The sequence below is a fragment of the Empedobacter sp. GD03739 genome (genome assembly GCF_029843245.1).
Lineage (GTDB): Bacteria > Bacteroidota > Bacteroidia > Flavobacteriales > Weeksellaceae > Empedobacter > Empedobacter falsenii_B.
This window is the reverse complement of record NZ_JAOCHX010000025.1, coordinates 1-26,434: the sequence shown is the minus strand read 5'-3', so window position 1 is coordinate 26,434 and position 26,434 is coordinate 1. Positions and strand designations below refer to the sequence as shown.

At 32.7% G+C, this 26,434-nt stretch carries 22 protein-coding genes; 7 read left to right on the top strand and 15 right to left on the bottom strand.

Features of this window, described 5'->3' with window-relative positions; all coding sequences use genetic code 11:
• Nucleotides 1-22: 22 nt before the first annotated feature.
• Nucleotides 23-1,177 (top strand): SPOR domain-containing protein, encoded by a 1,155-nt coding sequence (locus N5E64_RS09625; RefSeq protein WP_114998158.1) that lies wholly within the window; start codon nt 23-25, stop codon nt 1,175-1,177.
• 78 nt (nt 1,178-1,255) lie between these two features.
• On the opposite strand, the gene N5E64_RS09620 is transcribed toward N5E64_RS09625, so the two are convergent.
• From N5E64_RS09620 to N5E64_RS09605, 4 genes are all read right to left on the bottom strand, one after another.
• A complete protein-coding gene (locus N5E64_RS09620) occupies nt 1,256-2,704 on the bottom strand; it encodes an efflux transporter outer membrane subunit (RefSeq protein ID WP_280037316.1) in 1,449 nt (482 codons plus the stop codon).
• Entirely contained in the window at nt 2,697-5,864 is a 3,168-nt protein-coding gene (locus tag N5E64_RS09615; protein WP_125349975.1) for an efflux RND transporter permease subunit, read from the bottom strand. Before N5E64_RS09615 ends, N5E64_RS09620 begins: the two co-directional genes overlap by 8 nt.
• Nucleotides 5,865-5,882: 18 nt before the next feature.
• A complete protein-coding gene (locus N5E64_RS09610) occupies nt 5,883-6,965 on the bottom strand; it encodes an efflux RND transporter periplasmic adaptor subunit (protein WP_219034048.1) in 1,083 nt (360 codons plus the stop codon).
• Between the two features lie 156 nt (nt 6,966-7,121).
• Nucleotides 7,122-7,517 (bottom strand): hypothetical protein, encoded by a 396-nt coding sequence (locus N5E64_RS09605; protein ID WP_125349977.1) that lies wholly within the window; start codon nt 7,515-7,517, stop codon nt 7,122-7,124.
• Between the two features lie 180 nt (nt 7,518-7,697).
• On the opposite strand from N5E64_RS09605, the gene N5E64_RS09600 reads away from it, so the two are divergent.
• Entirely contained in the window at nt 7,698-8,219 is a 522-nt protein-coding gene (locus tag N5E64_RS09600) for an acyl-CoA thioesterase (protein WP_219034046.1), read from the top strand.
• 48 nt (nt 8,220-8,267) lie between these two features.
• On the opposite strand, the gene N5E64_RS09595 is transcribed toward N5E64_RS09600, so the two are convergent.
• From N5E64_RS09595 to N5E64_RS09580, 4 genes are read right to left on the bottom strand one after another with little or no spacing between them, the layout of a single operon-like run.
• A complete protein-coding gene (locus N5E64_RS09595; RefSeq protein WP_038336752.1) occupies nt 8,268-8,663 on the bottom strand; it encodes an acyl-CoA thioesterase in 396 nt (131 codons plus the stop codon).
• On the bottom strand, nt 8,644-9,648 hold the full coding sequence (locus tag N5E64_RS09590) for a Gfo/Idh/MocA family protein (protein ID WP_219034045.1): 1,005 nt from the start codon (nt 9,646-9,648) through the stop codon (nt 8,644-8,646). The genes N5E64_RS09595 and N5E64_RS09590 overlap by 20 nt, the downstream gene beginning before the upstream one ends.
• A 5-nt stretch (nt 9,649-9,653) precedes the next feature.
• Nucleotides 9,654-11,315: a DUF6909 family protein gene (locus N5E64_RS09585; protein WP_280037312.1), complete on the bottom strand. Its 1,662-nt coding sequence runs from the start codon at nt 11,313-11,315 to the stop codon at nt 9,654-9,656.
• 13 nt (nt 11,316-11,328) lie between these two features.
• Nucleotides 11,329-11,907 (bottom strand): DUF3109 family protein, encoded by a 579-nt coding sequence (locus N5E64_RS09580; protein WP_280037310.1) that lies wholly within the window; start codon nt 11,905-11,907, stop codon nt 11,329-11,331.
• A 71-nt stretch (nt 11,908-11,978) separates the two neighbouring features.
• On the opposite strand from N5E64_RS09580, the gene N5E64_RS09575 reads away from it, so the two are divergent.
• From N5E64_RS09575 to rsmI, 3 genes are all read left to right on the top strand, one after another.
• Nucleotides 11,979-13,730 (top strand): 1-deoxy-D-xylulose-5-phosphate synthase, encoded by a 1,752-nt coding sequence (locus N5E64_RS09575; protein ID WP_280037309.1) that lies wholly within the window; start codon nt 11,979-11,981, stop codon nt 13,728-13,730.
• 62 nt (nt 13,731-13,792) lie between these two features.
• Nucleotides 13,793-14,287 carry a DUF4252 domain-containing protein gene (locus tag N5E64_RS09570; RefSeq protein ID WP_038336746.1) on the top strand — a complete coding sequence of 165 codons (495 nt, stop codon included), beginning with the start codon at nt 13,793-13,795 and terminating at the stop codon, nt 14,285-14,287.
• Between the two features lie 60 nt (nt 14,288-14,347).
• Nucleotides 14,348-15,022 (top strand): 16S rRNA (cytidine(1402)-2'-O)-methyltransferase, encoded by a 675-nt coding sequence (rsmI, locus tag N5E64_RS09565; protein WP_221854392.1) that lies wholly within the window; start codon nt 14,348-14,350, stop codon nt 15,020-15,022.
• On the opposite strand, the gene recJ is transcribed toward rsmI, so the two are convergent.
• From recJ to N5E64_RS09550, 3 genes are read right to left on the bottom strand one after another with little or no spacing between them, the layout of a single operon-like run.
• Complete coding sequence (recJ, locus tag N5E64_RS09560) at nt 15,019-16,719, bottom strand: single-stranded-DNA-specific exonuclease RecJ (protein ID WP_280037306.1); 1,701 nt, start codon at nt 16,717-16,719, stop codon at nt 15,019-15,021. The two genes, rsmI and recJ, sit on opposite strands and share 4 nt — an antisense overlap.
• A gap of 48 nt (nt 16,720-16,767) precedes the next feature.
• Nucleotides 16,768-17,517: a uroporphyrinogen-III synthase gene (locus N5E64_RS09555; RefSeq protein ID WP_019974792.1), complete on the bottom strand. Its 750-nt coding sequence runs from the start codon at nt 17,515-17,517 to the stop codon at nt 16,768-16,770.
• Nucleotides 17,518-17,524: 7 nt separating this feature from the next.
• The gene (locus N5E64_RS09550) at nt 17,525-18,199 is read right to left on the bottom strand and encodes a DUF4271 domain-containing protein (protein ID WP_219034040.1); all 675 of its coding nucleotides are present in this window, start codon (nt 18,197-18,199) and stop codon (nt 17,525-17,527) included.
• A 66-nt stretch (nt 18,200-18,265) separates the two neighbouring features.
• On the opposite strand from N5E64_RS09550, the gene N5E64_RS09545 reads away from it, so the two are divergent.
• Both N5E64_RS09545 and N5E64_RS09540 read left to right on the top strand, forming a co-directional pair.
• Nucleotides 18,266-18,988: a polyprenol monophosphomannose synthase gene (locus N5E64_RS09545; RefSeq protein WP_280037302.1), complete on the top strand. Its 723-nt coding sequence runs from the start codon at nt 18,266-18,268 to the stop codon at nt 18,986-18,988.
• Nucleotides 18,985-19,383, top strand: a complete 399-nt coding sequence (locus tag N5E64_RS09540) for a DUF4296 domain-containing protein (RefSeq protein ID WP_280037300.1) — start codon at nt 18,985-18,987, stop codon at nt 19,381-19,383. Before N5E64_RS09545 ends, N5E64_RS09540 begins: the two co-directional genes overlap by 4 nt.
• Nucleotides 19,384-19,528: 145 nt before the next feature.
• Here the strand turns inward: N5E64_RS09540 and N5E64_RS09535 are convergent, their stop codons facing one another.
• The 4 genes from N5E64_RS09535 to N5E64_RS09520 all read right to left on the bottom strand — a co-directional run bounded on the left by N5E64_RS09535 (nt 19,529) and on the right by N5E64_RS09520 (nt 26,286).
• A complete protein-coding gene (locus N5E64_RS09535; protein ID WP_115001928.1) occupies nt 19,529-21,013 on the bottom strand; it encodes a RagB/SusD family nutrient uptake outer membrane protein in 1,485 nt (494 codons plus the stop codon).
• A gap of 13 nt (nt 21,014-21,026) precedes the next feature.
• Nucleotides 21,027-24,155, bottom strand: a complete 3,129-nt coding sequence (locus N5E64_RS09530) for a SusC/RagA family TonB-linked outer membrane protein (protein ID WP_280037296.1) — start codon at nt 24,153-24,155, stop codon at nt 21,027-21,029.
• Between the two features lie 695 nt (nt 24,156-24,850).
• Nucleotides 24,851-25,861 (bottom strand): hypothetical protein, encoded by a 1,011-nt coding sequence (locus tag N5E64_RS09525; RefSeq protein WP_280037294.1) that lies wholly within the window; start codon nt 25,859-25,861, stop codon nt 24,851-24,853.
• Nucleotides 25,862-25,866: 5 nt separating this feature from the next.
• On the bottom strand, nt 25,867-26,286 hold the full coding sequence (locus N5E64_RS09520) for a hypothetical protein (protein ID WP_280037293.1): 420 nt from the start codon (nt 26,284-26,286) through the stop codon (nt 25,867-25,869).
• Nucleotides 26,287-26,434: the final 148 nt, after the last annotated feature.

Below are 26,434 nucleotides of genomic sequence, written 5' to 3'. Positions count from 1 at the left end.
AAAAAAATGTTAATTTCGTAGTATGAGGTTAGAAGAGCATATTAGTCAATTATTATTTCAGCACGATTGTGTAATCGTTCCAAACTTTGGTGCGTTTATCTCAAACACTGCTAATGTGGCGTTTGACGAGCAAACAAACACATTTATTCCACCAAGAAAAGAGCTTTCTTTCAATACAACTTTAACAAAAAGTGATGGTGTTTTGGTTAATAAAATTGTAGAAGATGAGCCAATGTCTTTTGAAAATGCGCAAACATTTTTGAATGAACAAGTTTATTTTTGGCAAGAACATTTGAAAAATGGAAAAGTTTTAACCTTACAAAATATCGGATCATTACAATTTAATGACGCTGGAAAAATTGACTTCAAACCAGAAAATGCTCAAAATTATTTCATCGCCGCTTACGGTCTTTCAAATTTACAAGCCAATTACATTTTAGATTCGTCTAAAACTAAAACCTCTAACAAACACATGTCAAAATTTTTAGCCGCAGCCTCATTAATTCCCATTATTGTTGGTGGCTTCCTATATTTTAATACACCGCAACCCGTGCAAGAATTCGTAACGGAGCAATGGAGCGGTTTGGTTTTACCAATGATTGGTAAAGATGACGCAACCAAAACTGAAAAACCTACAGTGCAATACGATGTGTATAATATGCCACAAACCATTGCTGAACCTTCTTTGGTTGAATATCAAATTGCTGAAACCGTAACGAAAACAGATACAATTGAAACGCCTAAAAAAGTTGAAATTACAGTTGTAAAAGAAACGAAACTGAATGAGACTGAAAAGGAAATTACTGCAATTGTAAAGGAAAAACCTTCGACAAAAGAAGTTGTAAAAACAGAAACGAAAAAATTAACGAAAGTTGAAACTCCTAAAACAGCTGAAAAGAAAGTTGAGGACAAAAAAGAAATTGCAACTAAAACAACTGCAAAATCTAGCAATAAAAAATATCAAGTAATTGCGGCTTCATTAAAACGTCAAGAAGATGCTGATCGTTTGGTTGAAGAATTGAAAAAACAAGGTTACAAAGATGCTGGAATTTCTTATGTAAAAGGTCGCTATTATTATGTTACATATAGCAGCTTCAATAATATAGAAGAAGCGCAAAAATATATGAATGATGTGAATAAAAAGTCTCCTGGAACTTGGGTTAGAACTGAAAATTAAATCATTTTTTAATACAAAATAAATCGAAATAAGCTGCCTTTTGGGCAGCTTATTTCTTTGTTAGAATGAATATGAAAACTACTTCCAGCCACCACCTAAACTTTTGTATATAGCGACAACTGTACTTAATTGTTTTTCTTTTGTTTCGATTAATTCCATTTTTGCATCTAATAAATCACGTTGAGTTGTTAACACTTCTAGATAATCTGCACGATTATTTTTGAACAACTGATTCGCAATATCAATAGATTCTACAAGTGCTTTCGCCTGTTTATCTTTGTACGAATAACTTTGTTCTAAATTATTAATCTTCGACATTTGATTTGACACTTCTAAATAAGCATTTAAAATCGTTTTATCATATTCGTACAACGCTTGTATTTGATGAGCATTTGCTGTATTAAACTCCGCTTTTATCGCACTTTTATTGATTAAAGGCGCAGCTAATTCTCCAGCCAATGAATACAAAATGGACTCTGGCATTTTTACCAAATAAGATGGTTTGAACGCATTTAGTCCTAAAGCCGCAGAAATATTAAGCGACGGATAAAACTCTGCACGAGCCACTTTCACATCTAAAGCAGAAGCTTTTAACTCTAATTCTGCTTGTTTGATATCAGGACGATTTGATAATAATTCAGAAGGAATTCCTGCATGCACTGTTTGTGGAATCAAATCCATAAAAGACGAACCATCACGTTTTATCGTTTGCGGATATCTTCCCAATAAAGCATTAATCCTATTCTCGGTTTCCGTAATATCTTGTTTAATATTAAACTCTTCGCTTTCTGATTTTAATAATTCTGCTTCAAATTTCTTCACCGCTAATTCAGTTTCACGCGCTGCTTCCTTTTGAATTTTAACTACACGAAGTGATTCTTTCTGTAACTCAATATTTCGATGAATTAACTCCAATTGACTATCTAAAGACAATAATTCATAATAAGACGACGCGATCTCTGAAATTAAATTTGTCAAAACAAAATTCTTTCCTTCTACCGTTGATAAATATCGCGCAATCGAAGCATCTTTCGAATTACGTAATTTTTTCCAAATATCAACTTCCCAATCAGCGCTCAATCCAATCGCATAATCCATCAAAGGATCAGGCATTTCTTTCCCGGGTTTTATCTCAGTCGAAGCATCACCAGCACCTTGACTTGTATAACGACCAACTTTCTCAACTCCAATTCCTGCATTTGCTGAAACAGTTGGCGATAATTTTCCGTTTTTGTACAACACTTCATTTTTAGAAATCTCAATTTCTTGAAGTGTAATAATCAATTCTTGGTTATTTTTTAACGCTTCTTCAATCAAAACGACCAAATTTGGATCAGTAAAAAATTGTTTCCAAGGCGTTAACCCAGAACTTGGTGTATTATCATTTTGAACATTCTGATAAGCTTCTGGAATTTTTGGTGCTTGATGATTTTCAATCTCTTTGCTTACCGCAGGAGCTTTACAGCTCCAAATCATTGTTCCAAAAAGACTTATTGCAATTATATTTTTTAAACTATTTTTATTCATCTTCCGTGATTTCTTCTGTTAAAGGATTTTCATCTTCGTATTTCACCAATTGCATTTTATCCGCCAAAGCGCCAAACGCAACATACAAACCAGGCACAATAAACAACCCGAAAATAGTTCCGAACAACATTCCGCCTGCAGCAGCAGTACCAATTGTTCTATTTCCTACTGCTCCCGGACCAGAAGCAATAACCAACGGAATAAGACCTGCAATAAACGCAAATGATGTCATCAAAATTGGACGGAAACGAACACCCGCACCTTCAATCGCTGATTTTACAATTGATAAACCTTCGTTATGTTTTTGTACTGCAAACTCAATAATCAACACCGCATTTTTACCGAGAAGTCCAATCAACATCACCATTGCAACTTGTGCATAAATGTTATTCTCTAATCCTAATAATTTCAAGAAGAAAAATGCTCCGAAAATCCCTGTTGGTAATGAAATAATAACTGGTAAAGGCAAAATAAAACTTTCGTATTGTGCTGCTAAAATCATGTAAACGAAAATTAAACAGATGACAAAAATTATGACCGCTTCATTTCCACGAGAAACCTCATCTTTCGATATTCCTGCCCAATCAATTCCAAAACCACGAGGCAAAGTATTCTTAGCTACTTCATTAATCGCTGCAATCGCTTGTCCACTACTATAACCAGAAGCTGGCGTACCACTAATTTCTGCTGCATTATACATATTGTGACGCGTAATTTCTGATAAACCATATACTTTTTCAATTTTCATGAAAGCTGAATATGGAACCATTTCACCTTGATCATTTTTCACATACAATTTCAATAAATCTTCCGGTAGCGCACGATATTCTGGCGAAGCTTGTACCATCACTTTATAAGGTCGGTCAAATTTGATGAAACTTGTTTCGTAATTAGAACCAACTAATGTTGATAAATTATCCATCGCATTTTCGATCGAAACTCCTTTTTGTTCGGCAATATCATTATCAATTTTCAAGACATATTGAGGAAAGGAAGCACTATAAAATGTGAATACAGAGCTCAATTCTGGACGACGAGTTAATTCTTTTACAAAATCACGGCTCACTTCTTCCATTTTATGATAATCTCCACTACCCGCTTTATCCAATAATCTCAACTCGAAACCTCCTGCAGCTCCATATCCAGGAACAGATGGTGGTTGAAAATATTCGATATTCGCACCATTAATATTTCCAGCTTTTTCTTCTAATTCTTTGATGATTTCTTCCGCAGACTTAGAACGTTCGTCCCAACTTTTCAAGTTAATTAAACAAGTTCCAGAGTTTGCTCCTGTACCTTCTGTCAAAATCTCATAACCAGCCAAAGATGAAACTGATGAAACGCCATCAATTCCTTCCGCTATTTTTTGTAATTTTTGAGAAACTTCATTCGTTCTTTCTAACGTAGAACCTGGAGGTGTTTGAATAATTGCATAAAACATTCCTTGGTCTTCGTTTGGAATAAATCCAGAAGGCAAACTATTATTCAAAAAGAAAACTCCAGCGCAAAATGCAAGTAAAATTCCGAATGTAACAGTTCGTTTGTTAACTGTTTTGGTTAAAACTTTTTCGTATTTAAAAGAACCTTTGTTGAACAAATTATTAAACTTCAACAAAAATTTATTTAGCATCGTTTTCTTTCTTGGTTGATTATGATTATTTTTCAAAATCATTGCACACAAAGCTGGTGTAAGCGTTAAGGCAACAATTCCTGATAAAATAATTGATGTTGCCATCGTAATCGAAAATTGACGATAAAAAATTCCAACTGGACCAGACATAAACGCAACTGGAATAAAAACAGCTGCCATTACAAATGTGATTGCTATAATTGCTCCACTAATTTCGCGCATCGCTTCTTCCGTCGCTCGTAAAGGCGAGAGATTTTTCTCTTCCATCTTGGCGTGGACAGCCTCTATCACCACAATCGCATCATCGACGACAACTCCAATCGCCATAACTAAGGCAAATAATGAAATCAAGTTTAATGTAATTCCAAAGAAACTCATTAACGCAAAAGTTCCGACCAAAGAAACAGGAACCGCCAACGCAGGAATCAATGTAGAACGCCAGTCACCTAAGAATAAAAACACAACAATCCCAACTAAAACGAAAGCTTCAAAAAGTGTATGTACCACTTTTTCCATTGAAGCATCTAAGAATTTCGAAACGTCATATGAAATCTCGTAATCCATTCCTTTTGGTAAATTATTCTCTTTAAGATCAGCCATTAATGCTTTGATATTTTTAATCACTTCACTCGCATTACTTCCGTACGATTGTTTTATCACAATTGCGGCAGAAGGTTTTCCGTTCAATGTTGAGTAAATATCATACATCGAACTTCCGAATTCTATATCAGCAACATCTTTTAAACGTAAGATTTCTCCATCAGGATTTGCTCTTAAAATGATGTTTCCATATTGTTCTTTTGTGTTATATCGACCTGAATATTTTAATACATATTCAAAAGCTTCTGAACGTTTTCCAGAACTTTCCCCTGTTTTCCCTGGCGAAGCTTCAATACTTTGTTCATCCAACGCTTTCATCACATCATCCGCAGAAATATTATAGGCTTGCATTCTATCTGGTTTTAACCAAACACGCATTGCATATTCTCGGTTTCCTAAAATATCTGCATCTCCAACTCCATTAATACGTTTCAACTCAGATAAAATATTGATATCTGCATAATTATATAAAAATTGTTGGTCAGCTTTTGGATCGTTACTGTACAAGTTAATGTACATCAACATGTTTGATTCTTCGCGTGTAATTTTCACTCCTTCGCGAACTACTAAAGGCGGAAGTTTATTGACAACCGAAGAAACACGGTTTTGCACATTTACAGCTGCAATATTGGGATCAGTTCCTAAATCAAATATCACTTGAATAGACGCTTCACCGTCATTCCCAGCATCAGATGTAATATATTTCATTCCTGGAACACCATTTAGCGCACGTTCTAATGGAATTACCACCGATTTGATTAATAATTCATTATTTGCACCCGGATATTCCGCTGTAATATTCACCTTTGGTGGCGAAATTGAAGGGAACTGCGTTACGGGTAATTTGACTAATGATAGAATTCCTAAGAAAACTATAATCAACGAAATGACAATCGATAGAACGGGTCTTCGAATAAATTTATCAAACATAACTTTGAATTTTTTAGATTAGTTTGATTTTAATTTCAACGATGAAAGAACTTTTCTTGGTGCAATAAATTTCGTTTTGATTTTATCATCATCTTTCACTTTCTGAACACCCTCTAACAAAATATTATCTTTCTCCGAAAGTCCGCTTTCTACCACATAAACATCAGGCATTTCTAGACCAATCGTGATATTTCTCGATTTGACAACACCATTTTTATCTACTACAAAAACATAGGTTTTATCTTGAATTTCGTAGGTTGCTTTTTGTGGAATTAATAAAGCATCATGTAACGGAACTGTCATTTTTACTTTCCCTGTTTCACCATTTCTTAACAGATGATTTGGATTTGCAAAACGTGCACGAAACGCAATATTTCCTGTTTCGTTGTTAAATTCTCCTTCTATCGTTTCTACCAAACCTTTTTCTGGTAAAGGTTTATTATTCGCCATAATCAACGAAACTTGTTTATTCGCTCTATCTTGAATATTTGTTTGATAATCTAAATATTCAGGTTCAGAAACGTTGAAATAAGCAAACATTGATGAGTTATCAGATAAATTTGTTAATAACATTCCTTCGTCAATCAAGCTTCCCAATTTCATAGGAATTCTATCAATAACACCAGAAAATGGTGCACGAATATCTGTAAATGATAAATGTAATTGAGCCAATTGCATTTCTGCTTTCGATTTTTCTAATCGTGCTTGCGCAATGGCTTTTTCGTTCTTAGAAACGACATTATTATCAGCCAAAGTTGCTGAATTTTGTAATTCAATTTGTGCCTCTTTTACCTCAGCTTTCGATTTTAAATATTCGGCTTGATACATCGAAGGCATAATGCGAAACAACAATTGACCAGCTTGTACATGTTGACCTTCATCCACAAAAACTTTTTGCAAATAACCTTTTTCTTGCGCACGAATTTCGATGTTTCGTACCGATTGAATTTGGGCTACATAATCCTTATCTACAATCGTATCCATTTTGATTGGCGTTGTGATTGGATAATCTTTCACTTCTTCTTTTTCCTGTTTTTTTGATGAACAACTTGTTGTCAACAATACAGTACTTAGAGCTACAAATAATGCGACTCTTTTCATAATTCTTCTAACTATTAAATGTAAAATTTGATGAAATGGATTTCTTGGCAGAAGTAGTTTTACCAAAAAATATTACATACAAAAATTGGTTAACATTCAGCTATTCATGAACTGAACACTAATTTTTGGTGTAATTTTAAAAATTTAAGAAATCAATCAAATTCTGATTGTACGTAACAAAATGTACTTACAACTCGAAAATTTGATGGTTTTATTGTAGAAGATGTGCTTCTTTCTTAAACCTTGAATCATAAAGTTTAAAACCAGAACAACACTTAATAGTTTGATACAAGTTTCTAAATCGATTTTGTTTGATGTCTGAAAATCATCATCAATCGTTTCGATACTTGGATTAAATTCTTGAAATTGATTTGAATTTGAAGTTTTAGAAAATTTAGTTTCAACAATTTTACTTGCGTGATAAATATGTGTATTATCATTAACAACCGTCTGTGAAGTTAAATTTCCTTGAAAATGTTGAGTACCCGCAAACACTTTAGTTTCCGCAAAAAATAGCAGAAACAAAGCAGATAGCAAGTATGTGATAAACATTTTCATAATTCTGTTCAAATGTAAGACTTGAAATAATACAATAATCTATATTAACATTTTTTAACTATAAAATTTTATTGATTTAATAAAAAACTCAATTACAAACACTTAACACAACGATAATAACTGTTTCAAAACTCGAATATTTTGTTGAAATTTGCACCCAACAAACAAAAGTTTATGGCGAAAGCAAAAACAGCAAAAGAGTCGTTAGCAGTAATGACAAACTTGGTTTTACCGAATGAAACCAACAACTTAGGAAACATGTTCGGAGGCGAATTATTGGCTTCTATGGACAGAATTTCTTCTATTTCTGCGAAAATGCATGGTGGAAGTTTTTTGGTTGTAACAGCAAGTGTCAATCACGTTGCGTTTAACATTCCGATTCCGATGGGAAGTACAGTGAAGTTAGAATCTAAAGTAACTCGCGCATTCAAATCATCGATGGAAGTGTATGTTGATGTCTATGTTTACGATTACGAAAATTGTGTTTATAACCAAACAAATAGCGGTATTTATACATTTGTAGCCGTTGATAATGATAATAAACCTGTTCAAGTCCCTGAATTAATTCCAGAATCTGAACAAGAAATCGAGCGTTATGAAGCTGCTTTGCGTCGTAAACAATTAAGTTTGATTTTGGCTGGCAGAATGAATCCTGCTGATGCACACGAATTAAAATCGTTGTTTATTACAGAATAAAATAAAAAAGTCGAAACAATGTTTCGACTTTTTTATTGATATAATTTTTTAACCTTTTCCAGCTAAACGATCCACCACATATTCTATTTGTGTTTTCCCGTGTGGTTTTGGTTTTCCTTCTGCATCTAAATTTACCATCGTAATTCGATCGACTGTAATAATGGTTTCATGCGTCATTTTGTTACGTACTTCGCATTGTAAAACCAATGAAGTTGTTCCAAATTTCACCACTTCAATTCCAATTTCTACAATATCACCTTCACGAGCCGAAGCCATAAAGTTGATTTCCGACATATATTTGGTCACAACATGCGAATTTTCTAATTGCACAATGCTATACAACGCCGCTTCTTCATCAATCCAAGCCAAAAGCTTTCCTCCAAAAAGTGTTTTGTTTGGGTTAAGATCTTCTGGTTTTACCCATTTACGAGTGTGAAATTTCATAGTTTTCTATTTTAAGTTCTTGCTTATTTTCTGTTGCCAAATGATTCGCATCCGAAATAAACTTGACTAAATTTACAGCATATTTTCCATCTAACAAAGATTCATTATGACGGATTAACGCGTCAGAAATTTCGGCAATGGCGTTAGGATGAAAATTCTTTTGTTCAGTAGAAATTTTGTTTGAACAACACACATTTTTTAAATCAGAATAAATCATTTGATTAAGATATTGATCTCCAATCTTAATTGTTCCTTTTTCAGCAATAAGCGTGATATTACTTTCGAAATTTTTATTGAAAACTGACGTTGTATAAATCATATGTCCGATTGCTCCATCGGCAGTAAAATCAACACAACCCGAATCATCAAATTCTGTCACTTCTTGATGCGTAAAATTGAAACTTTTTGAATTTGTACAAATTACCTCATCAAACCAAAAATTCATGATATCAACAAAATGCGAAAATTGAGTAAATAAAACACCTCCATCCATTTCTTGGTTTCCGTGCCATTCACGCAACTTGTAATAATTCTTGTTACGATTCCAATAGCAATTAATATTCACCATGAAAATTTTCCCTAATGAATTATTATCTATCAAATTCTTTACATATTGCACAACTGGAGAAAAACGAAGCTGCATCGACGTAAAAACTCTAAGTTTCTTTTCGTCAGCAACTTTCAGTATTTCAGTAATATCTTCTACAGTTAATGCAATTGGTTTTTCAATCAAAACATTTTTTCCCGCTTTTAAACAACGAATCGCATGTTCGCGGTGCAAACCATTTGGCGTAGCAATCACAACAACATCCGTTTCTTGATCTTCATTCAGAAAACTTTCAAGTGTTGAATAACCTTTGAAAGGTAAATCTTCTGGTAAATTGAAATCAATCACCGAAATTAATTGTGCGTTTTCCGTTTCCTCTATTGCTTGTTGATGTACACGTCCAATATGACCGTAGCCTAAAATGGAAAAATTCTTCATTGAATTTATTTAATAATTTTTTCTAATATCTTTTGTGTGATTAGATATGTTGGTTTTACACCTGTTAATCCTAAACCACCAGAAGCCAATGTACTTCCTGTTTCTAGAGGATTATCTGAAGCGTAATATGCATACATTACTTTAACATCTTTATCGATGTGATGTCTAATTTTTGATGCAACCTGAATTGCTTTTTGGTAATGCGCTCCTTCCATTTCTAATCCAATTGCTTGGAAAGACGAATTTTTGAAATATTCTAAAACGTCTTTATTTTGTAATGATGTTCCTAAAACTGAAATCATTGGTCCTTCGTAAACACCTAAACCTTGACCTTCGAAATCAGCAGCAGTTAATTCGTTATCAAAAACATAATTATCTGTAGTTCCTTCGAAAACATGTGCTGTAGCAATCATAATATCACCTTTATTTCCTTCTAAAATTCCAGCTTTACCCATAATCGCAACAGATTTTACATTCATTTTGAATTTTACATCTCCAACTTTGTATGGTTTCAACAATTCATCCATCGCCTCGAATGCTTGCTCACCAAAAGCATAATCCATCACAATAATCACCTCATTGTTCTTATCTTTTGCATAAGAAAATGCAGAATTAGCAATGTTTACTTTAGATAAATCAATAATTTGAACATCGATATTTGTTCCTGATTGATCTTTGATGTAAACTAAACCATTTTGTTGAGTGTATTCATTTAACGAATCGCGCAACATTTTGTTGTTTGCCGCACTCAAATCTTCGTAAATTTCTACACCATCATTTTTGTATTTTCTTTTTAATCCATCATAGGCATACAACATGTTAGACACACTATGCATATTAGCAGAAATGATGTGAATGTTTTTATCTTGAAGATTATTTTCGAATAATACACGTTTGATTTCATTCGCCCATTTTTCTCCAATCATATGATGACCAATCGATTCACGTAAAGTTGACGTAAATGTAATTTCACGTTTCTTTGTTCCGATACGATCTTGTTGGCTAGTATATCCCATCCAATAAACTACACGGAAAAAATAATCTTTGTCGTCTGCTTTACTGAAATAATGATGAATTTCTTGTGTTTCTTCAAATGTTCTTCCTAAAATCGTCGATAAATGCATCAAAGCAACTTCGCGTTCTTTTCGAGAAATTTCAACTTCATTAAATGCAACATTTTCGATAAATTCCCACGCTCTACTTTTAGAAAGTGTTTCGTTACTAAATGCTCTATTTCTGATTTTATCCGCTTCGTTATATAAAAATGTTAAGTGCGTTAACACATCATAAATGTCAGAACGACCGCGAGAAATTTCGATATTCATCTGGTCATCATCAATTCTATAGCAAAAACGACGACGTTTTGCAGGAATAATTGGTGTAAAAATAGAACGATCATAACCTTCGTCAGATGTAAAAGACACATATGGCGTTTCTACAATTCCTTCTGGTAAACGATCTAAAACGTACATCAACCCACTTAATTCTACTTTGTTTGGATCTGTCATTGACCCGTAGATTTCAGGATTAATTTCGAATAATAAATTTCTTAATATTTTTCCAGGTGCACCAGATGGACGGTACACTCCTCTATGAAATAAATGACGCATAGAGATATATAATCTTTCAATAGCGTCAGTAGATCTTCTTGCTCTTGTTATTGACATAATAATTTTTTTTTTACTTTTTTTGGTTGTTTAATTCTTGTTGAATGGCCATTAATTCATCGTACCATTCTTGTCCAAATTTTCGGACCAACGAATCTTTTGCAAATGTTGCAACATTCACTTTCAATTCTTTTCCTAAGGTACAAGCATCTGAGCAGATATCCCATACATCATAGTTCACAGAAGTGAAATTTGAATATTCCTTAACACGAACTGGATATAAATGACAAGAAATTGGTTTTTTGTAATCGACCTTTCCATCTTCGTATGCTTTTTCAATACCGCATTTTGAAAAACCATTTTCTTCGAAAACTAAATAGGCACATTCACGATTATTGACTAATGGAGTTACCCAATCGCCGTCAGTATCCATTGTGTACTTACCTTCTTGCTCAATCACCGCAATTCCTTCTGGACGCAAATAAGGTTTTACATCTTCATAAATATCGTCTAATACAATTAGTTCGTCATCATTCAAAGGCGCTCCTGCGTCACCTTCTACACAACAAATCCCTTTACATTTGTTCAGATTACAAACAAAATCTTCATTTAGTAGTTCTTCAGATACAAGGGTTTTTCCTATTTGGAACATGTTACATTAAATTTTGTAACATGCAAAGGTACGGAATTTTCCTCAGAAAAATGTAATTTTGTAAAAGAATAATGGATAATCTACTTTCAAAAATCAATCATCCTAAGGAACTTAGGACTTTTGAAGCGTCTCAATTAACTGCTTTAGCTCACGAGATGCGCGAATTTATTTTGGATACTTTGAGTGTAAAACCAGGACATTTAGGTGCTAGTTTGGGTGTGATTGAATTAACGATTGCTTTACATTATCACTACAATACACCTAAAGATTTGTTGATTTGGGATGTAGGTCATCAATGTTATCCACATAAAATTTTGACTGGTCGTCAACAAATTTTCGATTCTCTTCGTCAAAAAGATGGTATTTCTGGTTTTCCAACGCGTATAGAAAGTGAGTTTGATACATTTGGAACGGGACATTCTTCTACATCTATTTCAGCAATTGTTGGGATGGCAACAGCAGATAAAATCAATCAAATCAATAGAAAACACATTGCAATTATTGGTGATGCATCGATTACTTCTGGAATGAGTTTAGAAGCATTGAATCATCTTGGATCTACAGATTTGGATGTTTTAGTGATTTTGAATGATAATGATATCGGAATTGATCCTTCGGTTGGTGGATTGAAAAAACATTTTAAATCTTTAGAAAATCAATCCGAAAATATCTTTACCAATTTCGGTTTAAATTTTATTGGAACAATTGATGGACACAATTTTGATGAATTATTAAATGCTTTCAATAAAGCTGATTCTATAAAAGGTCCGAAAGTTTTACACATCAAAACAATAAAAGGAAAAGGTTACGAAAAAGCCGAAATCGATCAAGTAAAATGGCATGCTCCAGGTTTGTTTGATAAAGAAACGGGCGAAATAAAATCAAAGAAAAAAGAAAAATCGTATCAAGATGTTTTTGGTGAAACCATGCATCAATTACTTGAAAATAACTCACAAATCGTTGCGATAACGCCTGCAATGTTAACAGGAAGTAATTTGGTGAAATGTCATCAAGATTTTCCTGAACGTGTTTTTGATGTCGGGATTGCAGAACAACATGCGGTGACGTTTGCAGCTGGTCTGGCGACGAAAAATACCATTCCGTATTGTGTGATTTATTCGACATTTTTACAACGTGCATACGATCAAGTCATTCACGATGTAGCGTTACAGAATCTACCTGTTGTATTTTGTATTGATCGTGCAGGATTCGTTGGTACAGATGGCGCGACACATCATGGTTATTTTGATATTGCGTATTTGCGCGAAATTCCGAATATGATTGTGTCTTCGCCTCGAAACGAAAAAGATTTCAAAAATCTATTGTACACAGCGCAGTTTACAACTCAACCATTTGCTATTCGTTATCCAAAAAATAATATCCAAACAAGCAATTCTAAAGTCAAAAAAATAGAAATCGGTCAATCTGAAATTATTTTTGAAGGAAGTCAATTAGCAATTCTTTCAACTGGATTGATTAGTTCTCGAATCGAAGAAATTATCATCCAAAATCATCTTCAAGATAAAGTCGCTTTGATTGATTTTCCATTTATCAAGCCTTTGGATGAATCTCGCTTAAAAGCTATTTCATTAAAATATTCTACCATTCTAACTTTTGAAGATGGAATAAAAAAAGGTGGTTTCGGAAGTGGAATTTTAGAGTTTCTGAATTCAATACATTACAAAGGAAATATTACAATCAACGGTTATCCAGACGAATTTATCGAACACGCTTCGATTACCGAATTAGAACAAATGATTGGTTTAGATGATTCATCGATTTTAGAAATGATTTTTTCCTACCTAAAAATTCAACAATCCTAAAAATTAATAATTTTCGGTACGAGAGTTGTAATAGCTTTTTCTAATTTATAAACACAAGAACAATGAAAAAAATAATCGGTTTATCTTTTATAGCAGTATTGTTAACATTGCAATCTTGCGGTACAACAAGCAACATGCAAGAATTCTACAAAAAATATGATAATCAATCTACTGTAATTCCTTTACCTTCTTTTGCGTTGAAATTAGCTGGAAAAGCTGGTGGAACAGATTTATTTAATTATTTAAAATCGGCTAAAGTTTTTGTTGTTTCAGATGCTGGACAAGGAAAGCAAAAAAGAATCATGAATGATTTGCAGTCATCTATGCGTGGTGAAAAATATGAGAACTTAGTCAAATTCAAAGCGAAAGACAGCCGTTTGAACATTTCATTACAAGAAGATGGCGGACGAGTTAAGAAAATGATTTTTGGAATTAACGGTTTACGAAATGTATTGGTTATCGATTCGAAATTAGATATTCCTAGAACAGATTTAGACAAAATTTTGGACAAAGTTTCGGCTGAAGATATTGCAGATTTAGCAGATATTTTGAAATAATATAGGAAGCCAGCTAATTTGCTGGCTTTTTCTTTTGAAATTACTTTGTAACTTTGTCGCATGAGTGGAAAATTATATTTGGTTCCGACGCCAATCGGAAATTTGGGAGATATGACATTTAGAGCGGTTGATGTGCTAAAAGAATCGGATGTGATTTTGGCAGAAGACACGCGAAATAGTGGTATTTTACTGAAACATTTCGAAATTTCTACTCCAATGCGTAGCTACCATATGCACAATGAGCATCAAGCAACTGAAGATATTATTCGTCAGCTAAAAGATGGTCAAATCATTTCGATTATTACTGATGCCGGAACTCCAGGTATTTCTGATCCAGGTTATTTATTAGCAAAAGAATGTGTAGCAAATAATATCGTAATCGAATGTTTACCAGGTGCAACCGCTTTTGTTCCTGCATTAGTTGTTTCTGGATTACCAAATAATGAATTTACTTTTGTTGGATTTTTACCTGTGAAAAAAGGTCGAAAATCGAAATTAGATTCATTAGTAGAAGAAAAGAAAACGATGATTTTCTACGAATCTCCACATAAAATTGGACGCACATTAAAAGATTTAGCCGAAGCTTTTGGAGCTGAACGCAAAGCAAGTTTATCACGCGAAATCTCGAAAAAATTTGAAGAAACTTTACGCGGAACATTAACTGAATTAGCCGAAATAGCTGAAAAAAGAAATTTAAAAGGTGAAATGGTTTTGGTTATAGAAGGACATCATTAATCGTTGAAGCGAATATCTTTGATATTCAATTGCCAAGTTCCTTTTCCTTGCCAATAATTCATTCCGATTGTGTAAACCATATCAAACGATTGTCCTTTCTCTAATTTTGGTCCAAATTTCCCTAATTTGAAACCAATTGCAGGAAACGTAATACGTGTATCTCGCTGATGTACGTACAAACGCGCGTGTTCTTTACCAACTAATCGGAAATCGGTTGCCAATAAATCCTTCGAAATAAAAACAGGATTCATATTATCTGGCCCAAAAGGTGCCATTCGCATCACCGATTCCAAGAAAGAACGTGTCATATCGTTAAAAGAAATCTCTTTATCGATCAAAATTGATGGCGTAAAATGTTTTCCATTCGACATTTCTTTCACTGTTTGATCAAATCTAATCTTGAATTCTTCAAAATTTTCTTCTTTCATTGCTAAACCAGCTGCAGCCATATGTCCACCAAACTGTGTTAACAAATCTTTGTTTTTTTCGATTGCCGAATGTATGTCAAACTCCTGAATAGAACGGGCTGAACCTACAATTTCACCTTCATTATTCTTCGTGCAAACAATAGTTGGTTTATAATACAAATCGACCAAACGAGAAGCAACAATTCCGATTACACCTTTATTCCAAGACGCATCGTAAACAATTGTAGAATATTTTTCTTTGGTATTGATTTGATCCAATTGAAAGAGTGCATCATGCGTCATATCAAGATCCAAAGTTTTGCGCTCGTTATTTAATGAATTAATATCATTCAAATATTTACGGCAATCCTCTTCATCGGTACTCAACATAAAACGAACCGCTTCCGAACCATGTTTTATACGACCTGCAGCATTAATTTTTGGCGCAATAGAAAAAACAACATTCGAAATATTGACATTATTTTTAATATTGGTCGGAATTAATTGCTGAAAAGCCAAACGAGGTTCTGAATTTAATCGTTTCAAGCCGGCATAAGCCAGCACACGATTTTCTCCTGTAATCGGAACAATATCAGCCGCAATACTTACAGCAACTAAGTCTAAAAGTGGTAAAAGATTTTCTTTCGGAAGATTGAATTTCTCTGTATAAGCTTGCACCAATTTAAACCCAACACCACAACCGCTCAAATCTTTGTAAGGATAACGACAACCTTTTTGTTTCGGATCTAAAACCGCGTACGCTTTTGGCACAGAACGATCTGGTAAATGGTGATCACAAATAATATAATCGATGCCTTTTGATTGGGCATATTTTATTTCTTCGTGCGCTTTTATTCCACAATCTAAAGCAATTACAAGTGAAATATTGTTTTGTACAGCGAATTCTATACTTTGTTGAGAGATTCCATAACCTTCGTTATTTCGGTCTGGAATATAAAAAAAGACTTTCGAGTAGATAGAAGTCAGAAACTCGTAAAACAAAGTTACGGCTGTCGTTCCATCTACATCGTAGTCTCCAAATATTAAGATATTTTCTTCGTCATCAATTGCATTTTTGATACGTGAAACCGCATCAGACATTCCTTTCATCAAAAAAGGATCATGCAATTCGTCTAAGGATGGATTAAAATACGATTTGGCTTGCGCAAAATTCGTAATTCCACGTTGGGCTAATAAAATAGCAAGCACCTCAGAAATGTTAAGCGATTCTCTTAAATCCTTAACAACTTCAGTATTGGGCTGTTCTTTTATTTCCCATCTTTTTTCCATCTCTTTAATTTACATATTTTTTAATTAGAGAGAAGGGTAAAGCGAATATTATTTTGATTTATTTGCTTCTTTCACGTATTTATCTAACGCCATTGTCATTGAAGGCGTTTGTGGTGTTGGCACCTCAATGTCTACACGTAATCCCATCTCTTTTGCTTGATCTACTGTCGATTTCCCGAAAACGGCAATTCTTGTATTTTCTTGCACGAAATCTGGGAAATTTTCGAATAATGATTTGATTCCTGAAGGTGTAAAAAATACTAAAATATCGTATTTTACATCAGACAAATCAGATAAATCACTCGAAACAGTTCTAAACAAAGTTGCTTTTTGCCAAGTTAATCCTAAACTATCTAGTAAAGTAGGAACATTTGGTTTTAAAACATCAGATGCTGGTAATAAAAAGTTTTCGTCTTTGTGCTTTTTAAATAAAGGCACCATATCAGCAAAAACTTTTTCTCCAATATAAATTTTACGTTTTCTGTAAACAATGTATTTCTGTAAATAGAATGCAATTGCTTCAGACTCACAGAAATATTTCATAGAATCTGGAACAGTAAAGCGCATTTCTTCTGCTAAACGAAAAAAATGATCAATAGCGTTTCTACTTGTAAAAATTACAGCAGTCACTTTGCTAAAGTCAATTTTTTGTTGTCTTACTTCTTTAGCGTCTATTCCGACAACTTGGATAAATGGTCTAAAATCAATTTTGATTTTATTTCTTTTTTCAATCTCGTAGTATGGCGAGTTTTCTGCCTGAGGCTTAGGTTGAGATACTAATATTGATTTAACTTTCATAGTAATTTTAGATTACTTTACCTACAATTAATAGTTTTGCTAAAACCATTATAGGTAAAATTTCTAGGGTGCAAAGGTACAAAATATTATAATACCAAACTGATTTATTGTCACTTATTTGTTTTGCATATATATGATAAATTTCGAATATTCTATTCAAAAACAACAAAATAAAGCCAATCACCATCAAGTAATCTTTGTTAATTTGTGTGTAAAAAAACAAAAAACAAATAATAAGTAAGAGTAAAACATTTTTTGCATTAACAAAACTCGAACTTTTCATAAAATATGAAAGAGAACTAGATTCGTAGAAAACACGATAAAAAATTACCTCAATCATCAACCTAAAGAGCATAATCAAACTGATTACACCAAAGGTAATTCCGACACGTGAAAGATAATAAAACTTAAAATTTGGAATATGATTATACGTAATATCAAAATACGAAACCAACAACAAACTTATCAGTAAAACCGTCACACCATTGACAATAAAACTAAATAAGGTCGTATTATCATCTGTAAAACTCATGTATTCGGTTTTATTATCTAGCGTTTTGAAATTTTTAGCAAACAAGTATTTTGCTGCACAAACCAATAACAAACACACCGTCAAAGCAATAAGAACAGTATCATTGCCAAGTGTATTTTTTCCTATCGAGATTAAATCGTTTGTTTTCATAATTTTTTCAAAAATACAAAAGACTAACAATCTTATAACTATCTTTATGCCCACAAAATAATATTTATGTCGGACAAATTAGTTATTATCCCGACCTATAACGAAAAAGAAAACATAGAAGCCATTATTCGTGCAGCTTTGGCTGTTGACGGAGCATTTGATGTGCTTATTGTTGACGACAGTTCCCCAGACGGAACGAATGATATTGTAAAACGTTTGATTCCTGAGTTTAATGGACGTTTGCATTTAGAAATTCGTACCACAAAAGATGGTTTAGGACGCGCTTATGTACATGGATTTAAGTGGGCTTTAGCAAATAAATACGAATATATTTTCGAAATGGATGCCGATTTTTCGCATAATCCAAATGATTTACCTCGCTTATACCAAGCTTTAGCAGATGGTGCCGATTTAGCTATTGGCTCACGCTATTCTAATGGTGTAAATGTTGTGAATTGGCCAATGAACAGAGTTTTATTGTCTTATTTTGCGTCGAAATATGTGAGCATCATCACGCGATTACCTGTTCATGATGCTACAGCAGGGTTTGTTGGTTATAGAGCAAACGTGTTGAAGTCTCTGGATTTGGATAAAATACAATTCAAAGGGTATGGATTTCAGATTGAAATGAAGTACAAAACTTGGATTAAAAAATTTACACTAAAAGAAGTTCCAATTATATTTACAGACAGAACTTTAGGCGAATCAAAAATTAGTTCTGATATTATTGGAGAAGCCGTTTTTGGTGTAATTTCGTTACGATTAAGAAAAATATTTGGCAAATTATGAAAAACTTGATCTTTTTATCACTGATTTTTTTGAGTATTTTTAGTTGCGCACCAAAAAATTACGACAAACCAAAAGATCTCATCGGTAAATCTGAAATGATTGATATTCTTACTGATTTATATATTAGTCAACAAGGATTGCAGATGTTTCCTATTCAAAATCAAGATCAAAGTATCGATTTAGCAAAAGATGCGGTAGATATTATGAAAAATTATGATATCACATTTCATCAATTTTCTGAGAGTTACAAATATTATATGATGCAACCTGAAAAATTCAAAGAAATGCTGAATGATGTGAAAATAAATCTTGAAGATAAATTATCTGACGAAGAAAAAGAGCGTCAAAAAAATCAAAAGAATAGCTTAAATAACGTTATAGAAGCAGAAAAATAACAAAACCTCAAGTGAATCACTTGAGGTTTTTTGTTTGGTATATTTTAGTATATATAATTTTAAATAAAATAGAGGTTTTCCGAATGGAAAACATCTAAAAATGTTATACTTCTCTATGAGGAGAAGATATATAAAAAAAATGTTATCACGATGGATTCTGCTCACACAATGGATTCGAATTGATTTCAGCGACAGGAATTATCCATTGCCATTTTAAATCTGTTGGCTCTATTGTATAAACATTATTAATAACAGTTGCGTTGTGATTTGCTCCTGTACGATCTAATTTTTGACCTAATCGTTTTAAATCGAAGAATCTAAATCCTTCTCCCCATAATTCGATTCGTCTGTTCAATAAAATCTGTTGATAATATGCATCTCCAGAAGTTGTAAATCCTGTAAAGTCTGTATCTCTCGCTTTTTCTAAAGTTGCTAGAACTGCTTTGGATTCGGTTTCTTTTCCTAATTTATATAACGCTTCTGCTTCGATCAAATACATCTCAGCGACACGCATAAACGGAACGTCTCCTAAAGAACTTGATGTACTTTGTGCTAGGAATTTTTGAGAGGTATATGCAAATAGCGAATAATTAGACGGTAAACCTAAACTTGTATGTTTTCCAGTCGGATCCACAACTTGCGTACGAACATCTGTCGTTGGAAAAGAATTGTACAAATTGGTATTCATCACTTTTGGAGCAGTACGAATTTGAGATGAGTTATAATTTCGTGACATATAAGCATGGAAATTTCCGAAATAATCAGATTGATCTTCTTGAATTGTTACACCCCACATCCATTCTGGATTTGAATAATCGTTAAACCCAGCTTTGTATTGCGTTTGTGACATTAACGAAAATTCTGATTTTACTTCATTTGCATATTGAGCAGCTTTTGTATAATCCTGCTGAACCAAAGCAACTCTTGCCATAATACCTTTTACATTTTCGAGAGAAAAATGTGACGCATTAGAAGCTGTTTTTCCTGTTAAGTAAGTTTCTGCTTTGGCTAAATCATTCCAAATTTCAGTATAAACTTCTTGTACAGTTGCACGTGCTTTTGGATCAACATCTTTTGGATCATCTCTTAAAACAACTCCTAAATCAGAATTTGCGGCACCTGCTACATATCTTTTACCATACAACTGAACTAATTGAAAATATCCAAATGCACGGTAAGCATAGGCTTCTCCAATAGCTTGATCTTTTAAATTCTGATCTCCAGAAGCTTCTTCTCCATAAGTAATAATATTATTGGCATTTTTGATCATTTCGTACCAAAACGTCCAAGGATAAGATGAAGTTGTTGAAGAATTGTTGCTTTGAGAAATCCATCTTAATTCACTTACAAACCATCCATTTCCGGTAGAAGGAAACACAACATCTTCTCCCATTACATCTGTAATAATCAATTGTGCAGTATATCCATTATTTCCTTGAGATTCATTTTGTCTAACATACATATTTCTATGCATTCCATTTATTGCAGCCATTAAGTTATCTGCTGTTGAATAAATAGTTTGGTCACTTACTGAAGACGTTGGAACAACATCTAAATAATCATCACTACACGATGATAGCGAAAGCGACGATATTGCAATAACTGCTAGTAATAATTTTATCTTTTTCATTATAAATTCAATTTTAGAAAGAAACATTTAGTCCTAAACTTACCGTTCTAGAAGGCGTATAACGATAAGTTGTTGTACCATTGAATGATTGAGCTGGCTCTAAACCTTGTCTTGCAGTCCAAGAATATAAATTCTCACCAGAAACATACACTCTCAAATTGCTTAAACCAATTCCTTCAATTGCTCTTTTATCGAAATTGTAACCTAATTGTACTGTTTTGATTGTTAAATAATCTGAACTAACCAACCATCTCGTAGAAGCAGCAGAAGCATTTGTTGTATTTGCCGTACTCATAATCGGAACATTTGTAACATCTCCTGGATTTTTCCAAGCTGATAACATATCTGTACTAATTGCTTGCCCTTGCGGATAAGAACTCATCAATAAAGCGTAATTACTATCGTATGTTTTTCCTCCTAATTGATAATTCAACATGATTGAAGCATCAAAATTCCCTACTTTGAAATTATTTGTAATGCTACCATAAACATCTGGTAATGATGACCCTGAATAATCGTACAATGCATTTGCATAATTAGTCGTTACTTTAGTTCCGTTAACTGTACGCGTGTTAGAATCGTCTGCTTTTGTTGGATCTTGAACATACAATGCAGCTCCATCCGAAGAATCTACTCCATACCATTGACGTAACCAGAAATCATACAAAGAATGACCTTCTGCAATACGTTTTGTTCCATTAATAATTGCATCATCCGCTCCATTTGCCATTTTCAACATTTCGTTTTCATTATGAGCAGCAATCAGGCCTAAATCCCATGAGAATTTTTCGTTTCTGACAATCCCAAAATTTAATGAAAGCTCGACTCCTTGATTCCTCATTTTACCAATATTTTGATAAATAGAGTTTCCTGGAACTCCAGCAGAATTTGGCACAGGAACAGCGAAAATCATATCTTTTACATCTTGTAAATAATATTCTAACGATCCTGAAATTCTATTTCTGAACAAAGCAAAATCTAATCCTACATCAAACGAATTTTTAGACTCCCATGTTAAGTTAGAATTACCAACTTGACCAAGTAAAACTCCTGATTCTGTTCCATTGTTATATCCCAAAGAATATAAATCTAAATCGACTTGATAACCTGGTTCTTCATCAATTCCACCATCATTCCCTACTTGTCCATAAGAAGCACGTAATTTTAATTCATTAATCACTGATGAATCTTTTAAGAAATCCTCTTTATGAATATTCCATCCTGCACCTACAGACCAGAAAATACCTTGATTATTTTCGTCCGAAAAACGAGAAGATTTGTCTAAACGAGCAGAAGCAGATAGCAAATATTTGCTTGCATAATCATAGTTAACACGTGCAAAATATCCTTCTTTTCTAATGATATAATTGTAACCCGTTGCACTTGTTGTATTCAAAAAATTAATTAATTCATAAATACCAGAAACCGTTTCACCAGTTTTGCGCACATTAGAATAATCAGTTTTTCTTTCAAAACTTTCGTGACCTAATATTGCATCAAAATTGTGTAAACCAAATGATTTTCTATAATTTAAGATTTGATTGAATGTTGTTCCTGTATACTTATAATCCGTAATTTCTAAAGCAGCAGTACCAGACGCATCTCCAATTTCTTTGTTTCCGTATTCTTTGTATTTGTAATTCCTTACATCATACGATAAGTTTGTCGTAAATGTTAAACCTTTTGCAAGTTTAATTTCAGCATTGAATCTCGAATTAATAGAATTTGTATCTTGATACTGATTGTTCAATAACGTTTCTTGCAACACATTTCGTCCAGAACTCGCACTAGAACCTCTACCACGAGATTCGTTTCCATCATAAACAGGATTTCCTTCAGTATCATAAACACGTTGTCCATTTGCATCATACAAATAAGGCGAATAAATTGGCCCCATTGCTCGTGTAAAATAAAATGGATTGATATAAGAAGATCCTCCACTCGAATCTGCTTGATTCGATTTTATTAAACTTCCCGTTAAATTAGTTCCTAATTTTAACCAATCTGTAACTTGAGAATCCACATTTACACGTGCATTGTAACGCTCAAAATCAGACTTGATCACATAACCAGTTTCTTTATTATAACCAAACCCTGCAAAATAGGTCGTCTTCTCATCACCACCCGAATAATCTATATCATACTTTTGAAAAGATCCAGTTCGAGAAATATAATCTTGCCAATCAAAATCATTGTACAAAGCATCTGACGAAGTTAAAACTCCATCAACCACAACCTGATCATTGGCAACTCCGTAAATATTATTTTTAAGATTATTTGTAATTAAATTAGTTGAAGCATAAGCATTCGCTTGTGCCAATGTTGCAGAAGAATTCGAAGCTAAATAGCCATTTCGCATAGATTCCCAAGTTGCAACATAATAATCTCCAGCTCCCACTCTCGAATATTCTGGCGTAGCTCTTGTTACAACTCCTGTATTAGAAGATAATCTAAACGATCCTTTACCTTTTTTACCCTTTTTTGTTGTAATCATCACCACTCCATTTGCTGCAGATGCACCATATAAAGAAGTTGAAGCAGCATCTTTCAAGACTGTTAAAGATTGAATATCATTCGGATTCAAATCTTGCAAACTTCCTGTGTAAATTACACCATCTACAACATACAAAGGCGAACTCGATAAATTGTAAGAACCTACTCCACGAACTTGCACCGATAATCCAGAACCTGGTTGTCCAGAACCAGTAGAAACTTGCACACCAGCTACAGCGCCATCTAATGCTTTTGCCACATTAGACAAAGGTCTATTTTCTATATCTTCTGCACTAATAGTTCCAACAGAACCAACCACAGTTTCCTTTTTTTGTACACCAAATGCGGTCACAACCGTTTCAGCAAGATCTACAGTTGAGTTAGACTGTAATTTTATAACACCCAAATGATTGCTCGAAACCACATACTCTTTTCCATTAATGATTAAAATATCACCAATTTTAGCATCAATATCAAATTCTCCATTTTCATCTGTGTAAGCTACCTTGTCAGATCCTTTGATCGTAATTTGCACATCTGCTTCTGGAAAACCATTGCCATCATTTATAATTCCTTTCGTTTGCCCATACGAAAATGCAGCAAAACCAAGAAAAGCGAATAAGCTTAATGAAGTTAATTTTTTTCTCATGTTTAATATAAATTGATGCTACAATGATATTTGACATCTTTAACTTCGAGATTATTTTAACTTTCATTCAATTTTTATTAAAATTTACTTAACATAAATAATCAATGATTTTGTTTATTATTTAATGGAATATTTAGGAGAAATTTCAAATATGTTGTTTTAACTATTTTTAACATATAATTGTACTAAAACGTACAACCTGATTTTTGAGAAAATGAAAAAGTATTATGAGAAAACATAATTTTTCACGTTTCACACAAAAAATGATTTTGTATATAAATCAAATAGATTTCAAAACAATAAAAATCATTCTTATATATTATATTGATATTTTTACAATTATTTAATTACAAATAAGTTATTCAATTAAATTTATAATCTATATTTGTATTAACTAAAAAATCCTTCTGATGCAATCTAAAAAGATAAGTAAATCAAAGAAAGTTGGATTTGGTTCGAAAACAATCAATTATAAAGACATCGTTATTGTTTCTATTTTAATTATAGTAGTCGCTTTAACCATCTTAAAATTTTTGAATTCTTGACGAACAAATCCCTGTATTTATCTTAAAGGAAATCGTCTTATTTCACAATATTGCAAAAGGTAATAACTACCCAAGTAGTTAATAGTTGATAGATTTAAAAAGTCTTTCGATACTTATTGTAAGGCTTTTTTTGGGGAGACAATAACTGATTTATTTTCGCTTTTTTACAAAAGGATTATAAGAAATACCTAAATTAAAATAAAACGAAGGATCTTGTGTCGAAGAGAAAATCTTGTCATCAAACGTGTCTTTTTTATTAAATAAACCATTTGTAATTAGCGTTTTTACTCCTGTTTTAGCGATGATAATAAAATTGTGTTTTAACAAATATTCATACTTCAATCCATTGTTTAAGTCAACTTGTCTATATTCGTATTTTTCAGATAAATTATTAGGATTCAAAAGATATAAATAAAACGTGTTTGCTTCCAATTCAGTTCCTATTGATAATCGAGAATTTTTGAAAGGATGCATTCTGAAAAGAATTTGTTTTGGTAAAATAATATCTGCAAAAAAGTCATTATTAAATCTATGTTGTAAGGTAAACATTGGAATTACAGGTGTTTTAGTACCTTCATCAATGTTCAATCCTAATCCTACTAATATTTTAGTTCGATCTGTAGATTTTAATAAAATATTTCCTGTTACAAGTCCTTTTACTCGACCAAAATATTTGTCGCTACCATCAAAAATAAGACTAGAACTTAGAAAAGTAGGCTTGTTAAAAAGTTTTGTACTATAAGCCAAATTCAAGGATTCATAGAGATAATGTGCATTAATATCTACATTTTTTGTTTCTTGAAACGTTGGTTCAGCAAATTCTATATCCATATTGGTATTCTTATAACCAAGAGTCGTACTAAGAATCCAATTCTTTTTTTTCAAAATATTGATATTTGTACTGATATTCAGTTGTGAATAATGATTAATTCGATTACCATCAGTTTTGTTCCCATCCGTTTTCGAAGTAAATTTTGTTGGCGTGGCATAAGTGTATTCTACATTCAATGGTCTTGCAACAGAAAATTGTTGCGTCAAATATATATAGGCTTTTTTGGAAATACTATCTTGTTCTTTTATTTCCTTATTGTCTTGCCCATATACATTGGTAACATTTGTTAGAAGACAAAATAATATTGTTGACGTTTTAATTAATTTCATGGCTATTATCTGGCTTGTAAAATTGTTTGTTTATAAAAATTGAAATTAAAAATCTTGTCAAAAAGATTGAGTTTACGATCATTGCTAATACTTTCAATATTAATTGATTGTTGATAATCTTTAACAAAAACAATCCATAATTCATTCAGAAATTCTTTTTCCTTTATCATCAAAAGTTTTTGTGTGGCGATAAGCGATTCAATTTCTTCGAGTTGCTCACAAAATACAATTCCGATTGATTTATTTTCATGGGAAATAATGCTACAATTGTATTTCAAAAAATCTTTGATCAAAATTGAATCATTGTAAATTTCTATAAACCGAATAAGATCAACTATTTGAATAATTTTACACTCAAGTTGTTCTTCAGATAACGAAGTTTCGTCTATAAGATTATATAATTCTAACACTTTTGCATGCGACATATTACTAATTTTTCGACGTAAATAAAAAGCAAAAAATTAGTCCCAAATTCAAATTTATACGAACCAATGCGTATTTTATACAAAACCGAAGAATTGCGGGTTTTTGTATAAAAACAAAATCATTTTGTATAAAAAAATATAATGTCTT

Bases quoted from the DNA above. Each gene is read 5' to 3' on its own strand.
- N5E64_RS09575 (WP_280037309.1), top strand. From the start codon at position 11,979: ATGGATAATCTACTTTCAAAAATCAATCATCCTAAGGAACTTAGGACT.
- N5E64_RS09520 (WP_280037293.1), bottom strand. From the start codon at position 26,286: ATGTCGCATGCAAAAGTGTTAGAATTATATAATCTTATAGACGAAACT.
- N5E64_RS09605 (WP_125349977.1), bottom strand. From the start codon at position 7,517: ATGTTTATCACATACTTGCTATCTGCTTTGTTTCTGCTATTTTTTGCG.
- N5E64_RS09615 (WP_125349975.1), bottom strand. From the start codon at position 5,864: ATGTTTGATAAATTTATTCGAAGACCCGTTCTATCGATTGTCATTTCG.
- N5E64_RS09555 (WP_019974792.1), bottom strand. From the start codon at position 17,517: ATGAAAGTTAAATCAATATTAGTATCTCAACCTAAGCCTCAGGCAGAA.
- N5E64_RS09525 (WP_280037294.1), bottom strand. From the start codon at position 25,861: ATGAAATTAATTAAAACGTCAACAATATTATTTTGTCTTCTAACAAAT.
- rsmI (WP_221854392.1), top strand. From the start codon at position 14,348: ATGAGTGGAAAATTATATTTGGTTCCGACGCCAATCGGAAATTTGGGA.
- N5E64_RS09600 (WP_219034046.1), top strand. From the start codon at position 7,698: ATGGCGAAAGCAAAAACAGCAAAAGAGTCGTTAGCAGTAATGACAAAC.
- N5E64_RS09570 (WP_038336746.1), top strand. From the start codon at position 13,793: ATGAAAAAAATAATCGGTTTATCTTTTATAGCAGTATTGTTAACATTG.
- N5E64_RS09625 (WP_114998158.1), top strand. From the start codon at position 23: ATGAGGTTAGAAGAGCATATTAGTCAATTATTATTTCAGCACGATTGT.
- N5E64_RS09585 (WP_280037312.1), bottom strand. From the start codon at position 11,315: ATGTCAATAACAAGAGCAAGAAGATCTACTGACGCTATTGAAAGATTA.
- N5E64_RS09545 (WP_280037302.1), top strand. From the start codon at position 18,266: ATGTCGGACAAATTAGTTATTATCCCGACCTATAACGAAAAAGAAAAC.
- N5E64_RS09590 (WP_219034045.1), bottom strand. From the start codon at position 9,648: ATGAAGAATTTTTCCATTTTAGGCTACGGTCATATTGGACGTGTACAT.
- N5E64_RS09540 (WP_280037300.1), top strand. From the start codon at position 18,985: ATGAAAAACTTGATCTTTTTATCACTGATTTTTTTGAGTATTTTTAGT.
- N5E64_RS09620 (WP_280037316.1), bottom strand. From the start codon at position 2,704: ATGAATAAAAATAGTTTAAAAAATATAATTGCAATAAGTCTTTTTGGA.
- N5E64_RS09610 (WP_219034048.1), bottom strand. From the start codon at position 6,965: ATGAAAAGAGTCGCATTATTTGTAGCTCTAAGTACTGTATTGTTGACA.
- N5E64_RS09535 (WP_115001928.1), bottom strand. From the start codon at position 21,013: ATGAAAAAGATAAAATTATTACTAGCAGTTATTGCAATATCGTCGCTT.
- N5E64_RS09580 (WP_280037310.1), bottom strand. From the start codon at position 11,907: ATGTTCCAAATAGGAAAAACCCTTGTATCTGAAGAACTACTAAATGAA.
- N5E64_RS09530 (WP_280037296.1), bottom strand. From the start codon at position 24,155: ATGAGAAAAAAATTAACTTCATTAAGCTTATTCGCTTTTCTTGGTTTT.
- N5E64_RS09595 (WP_038336752.1), bottom strand. From the start codon at position 8,663: ATGAAATTTCACACTCGTAAATGGGTAAAACCAGAAGATCTTAACCCA.
- recJ (WP_280037306.1), bottom strand. From the start codon at position 16,719: ATGGAAAAAAGATGGGAAATAAAAGAACAGCCCAATACTGAAGTTGTT.
- N5E64_RS09550 (WP_219034040.1), bottom strand. From the start codon at position 18,199: ATGAAAACAAACGATTTAATCTCGATAGGAAAAAATACACTTGGCAAT.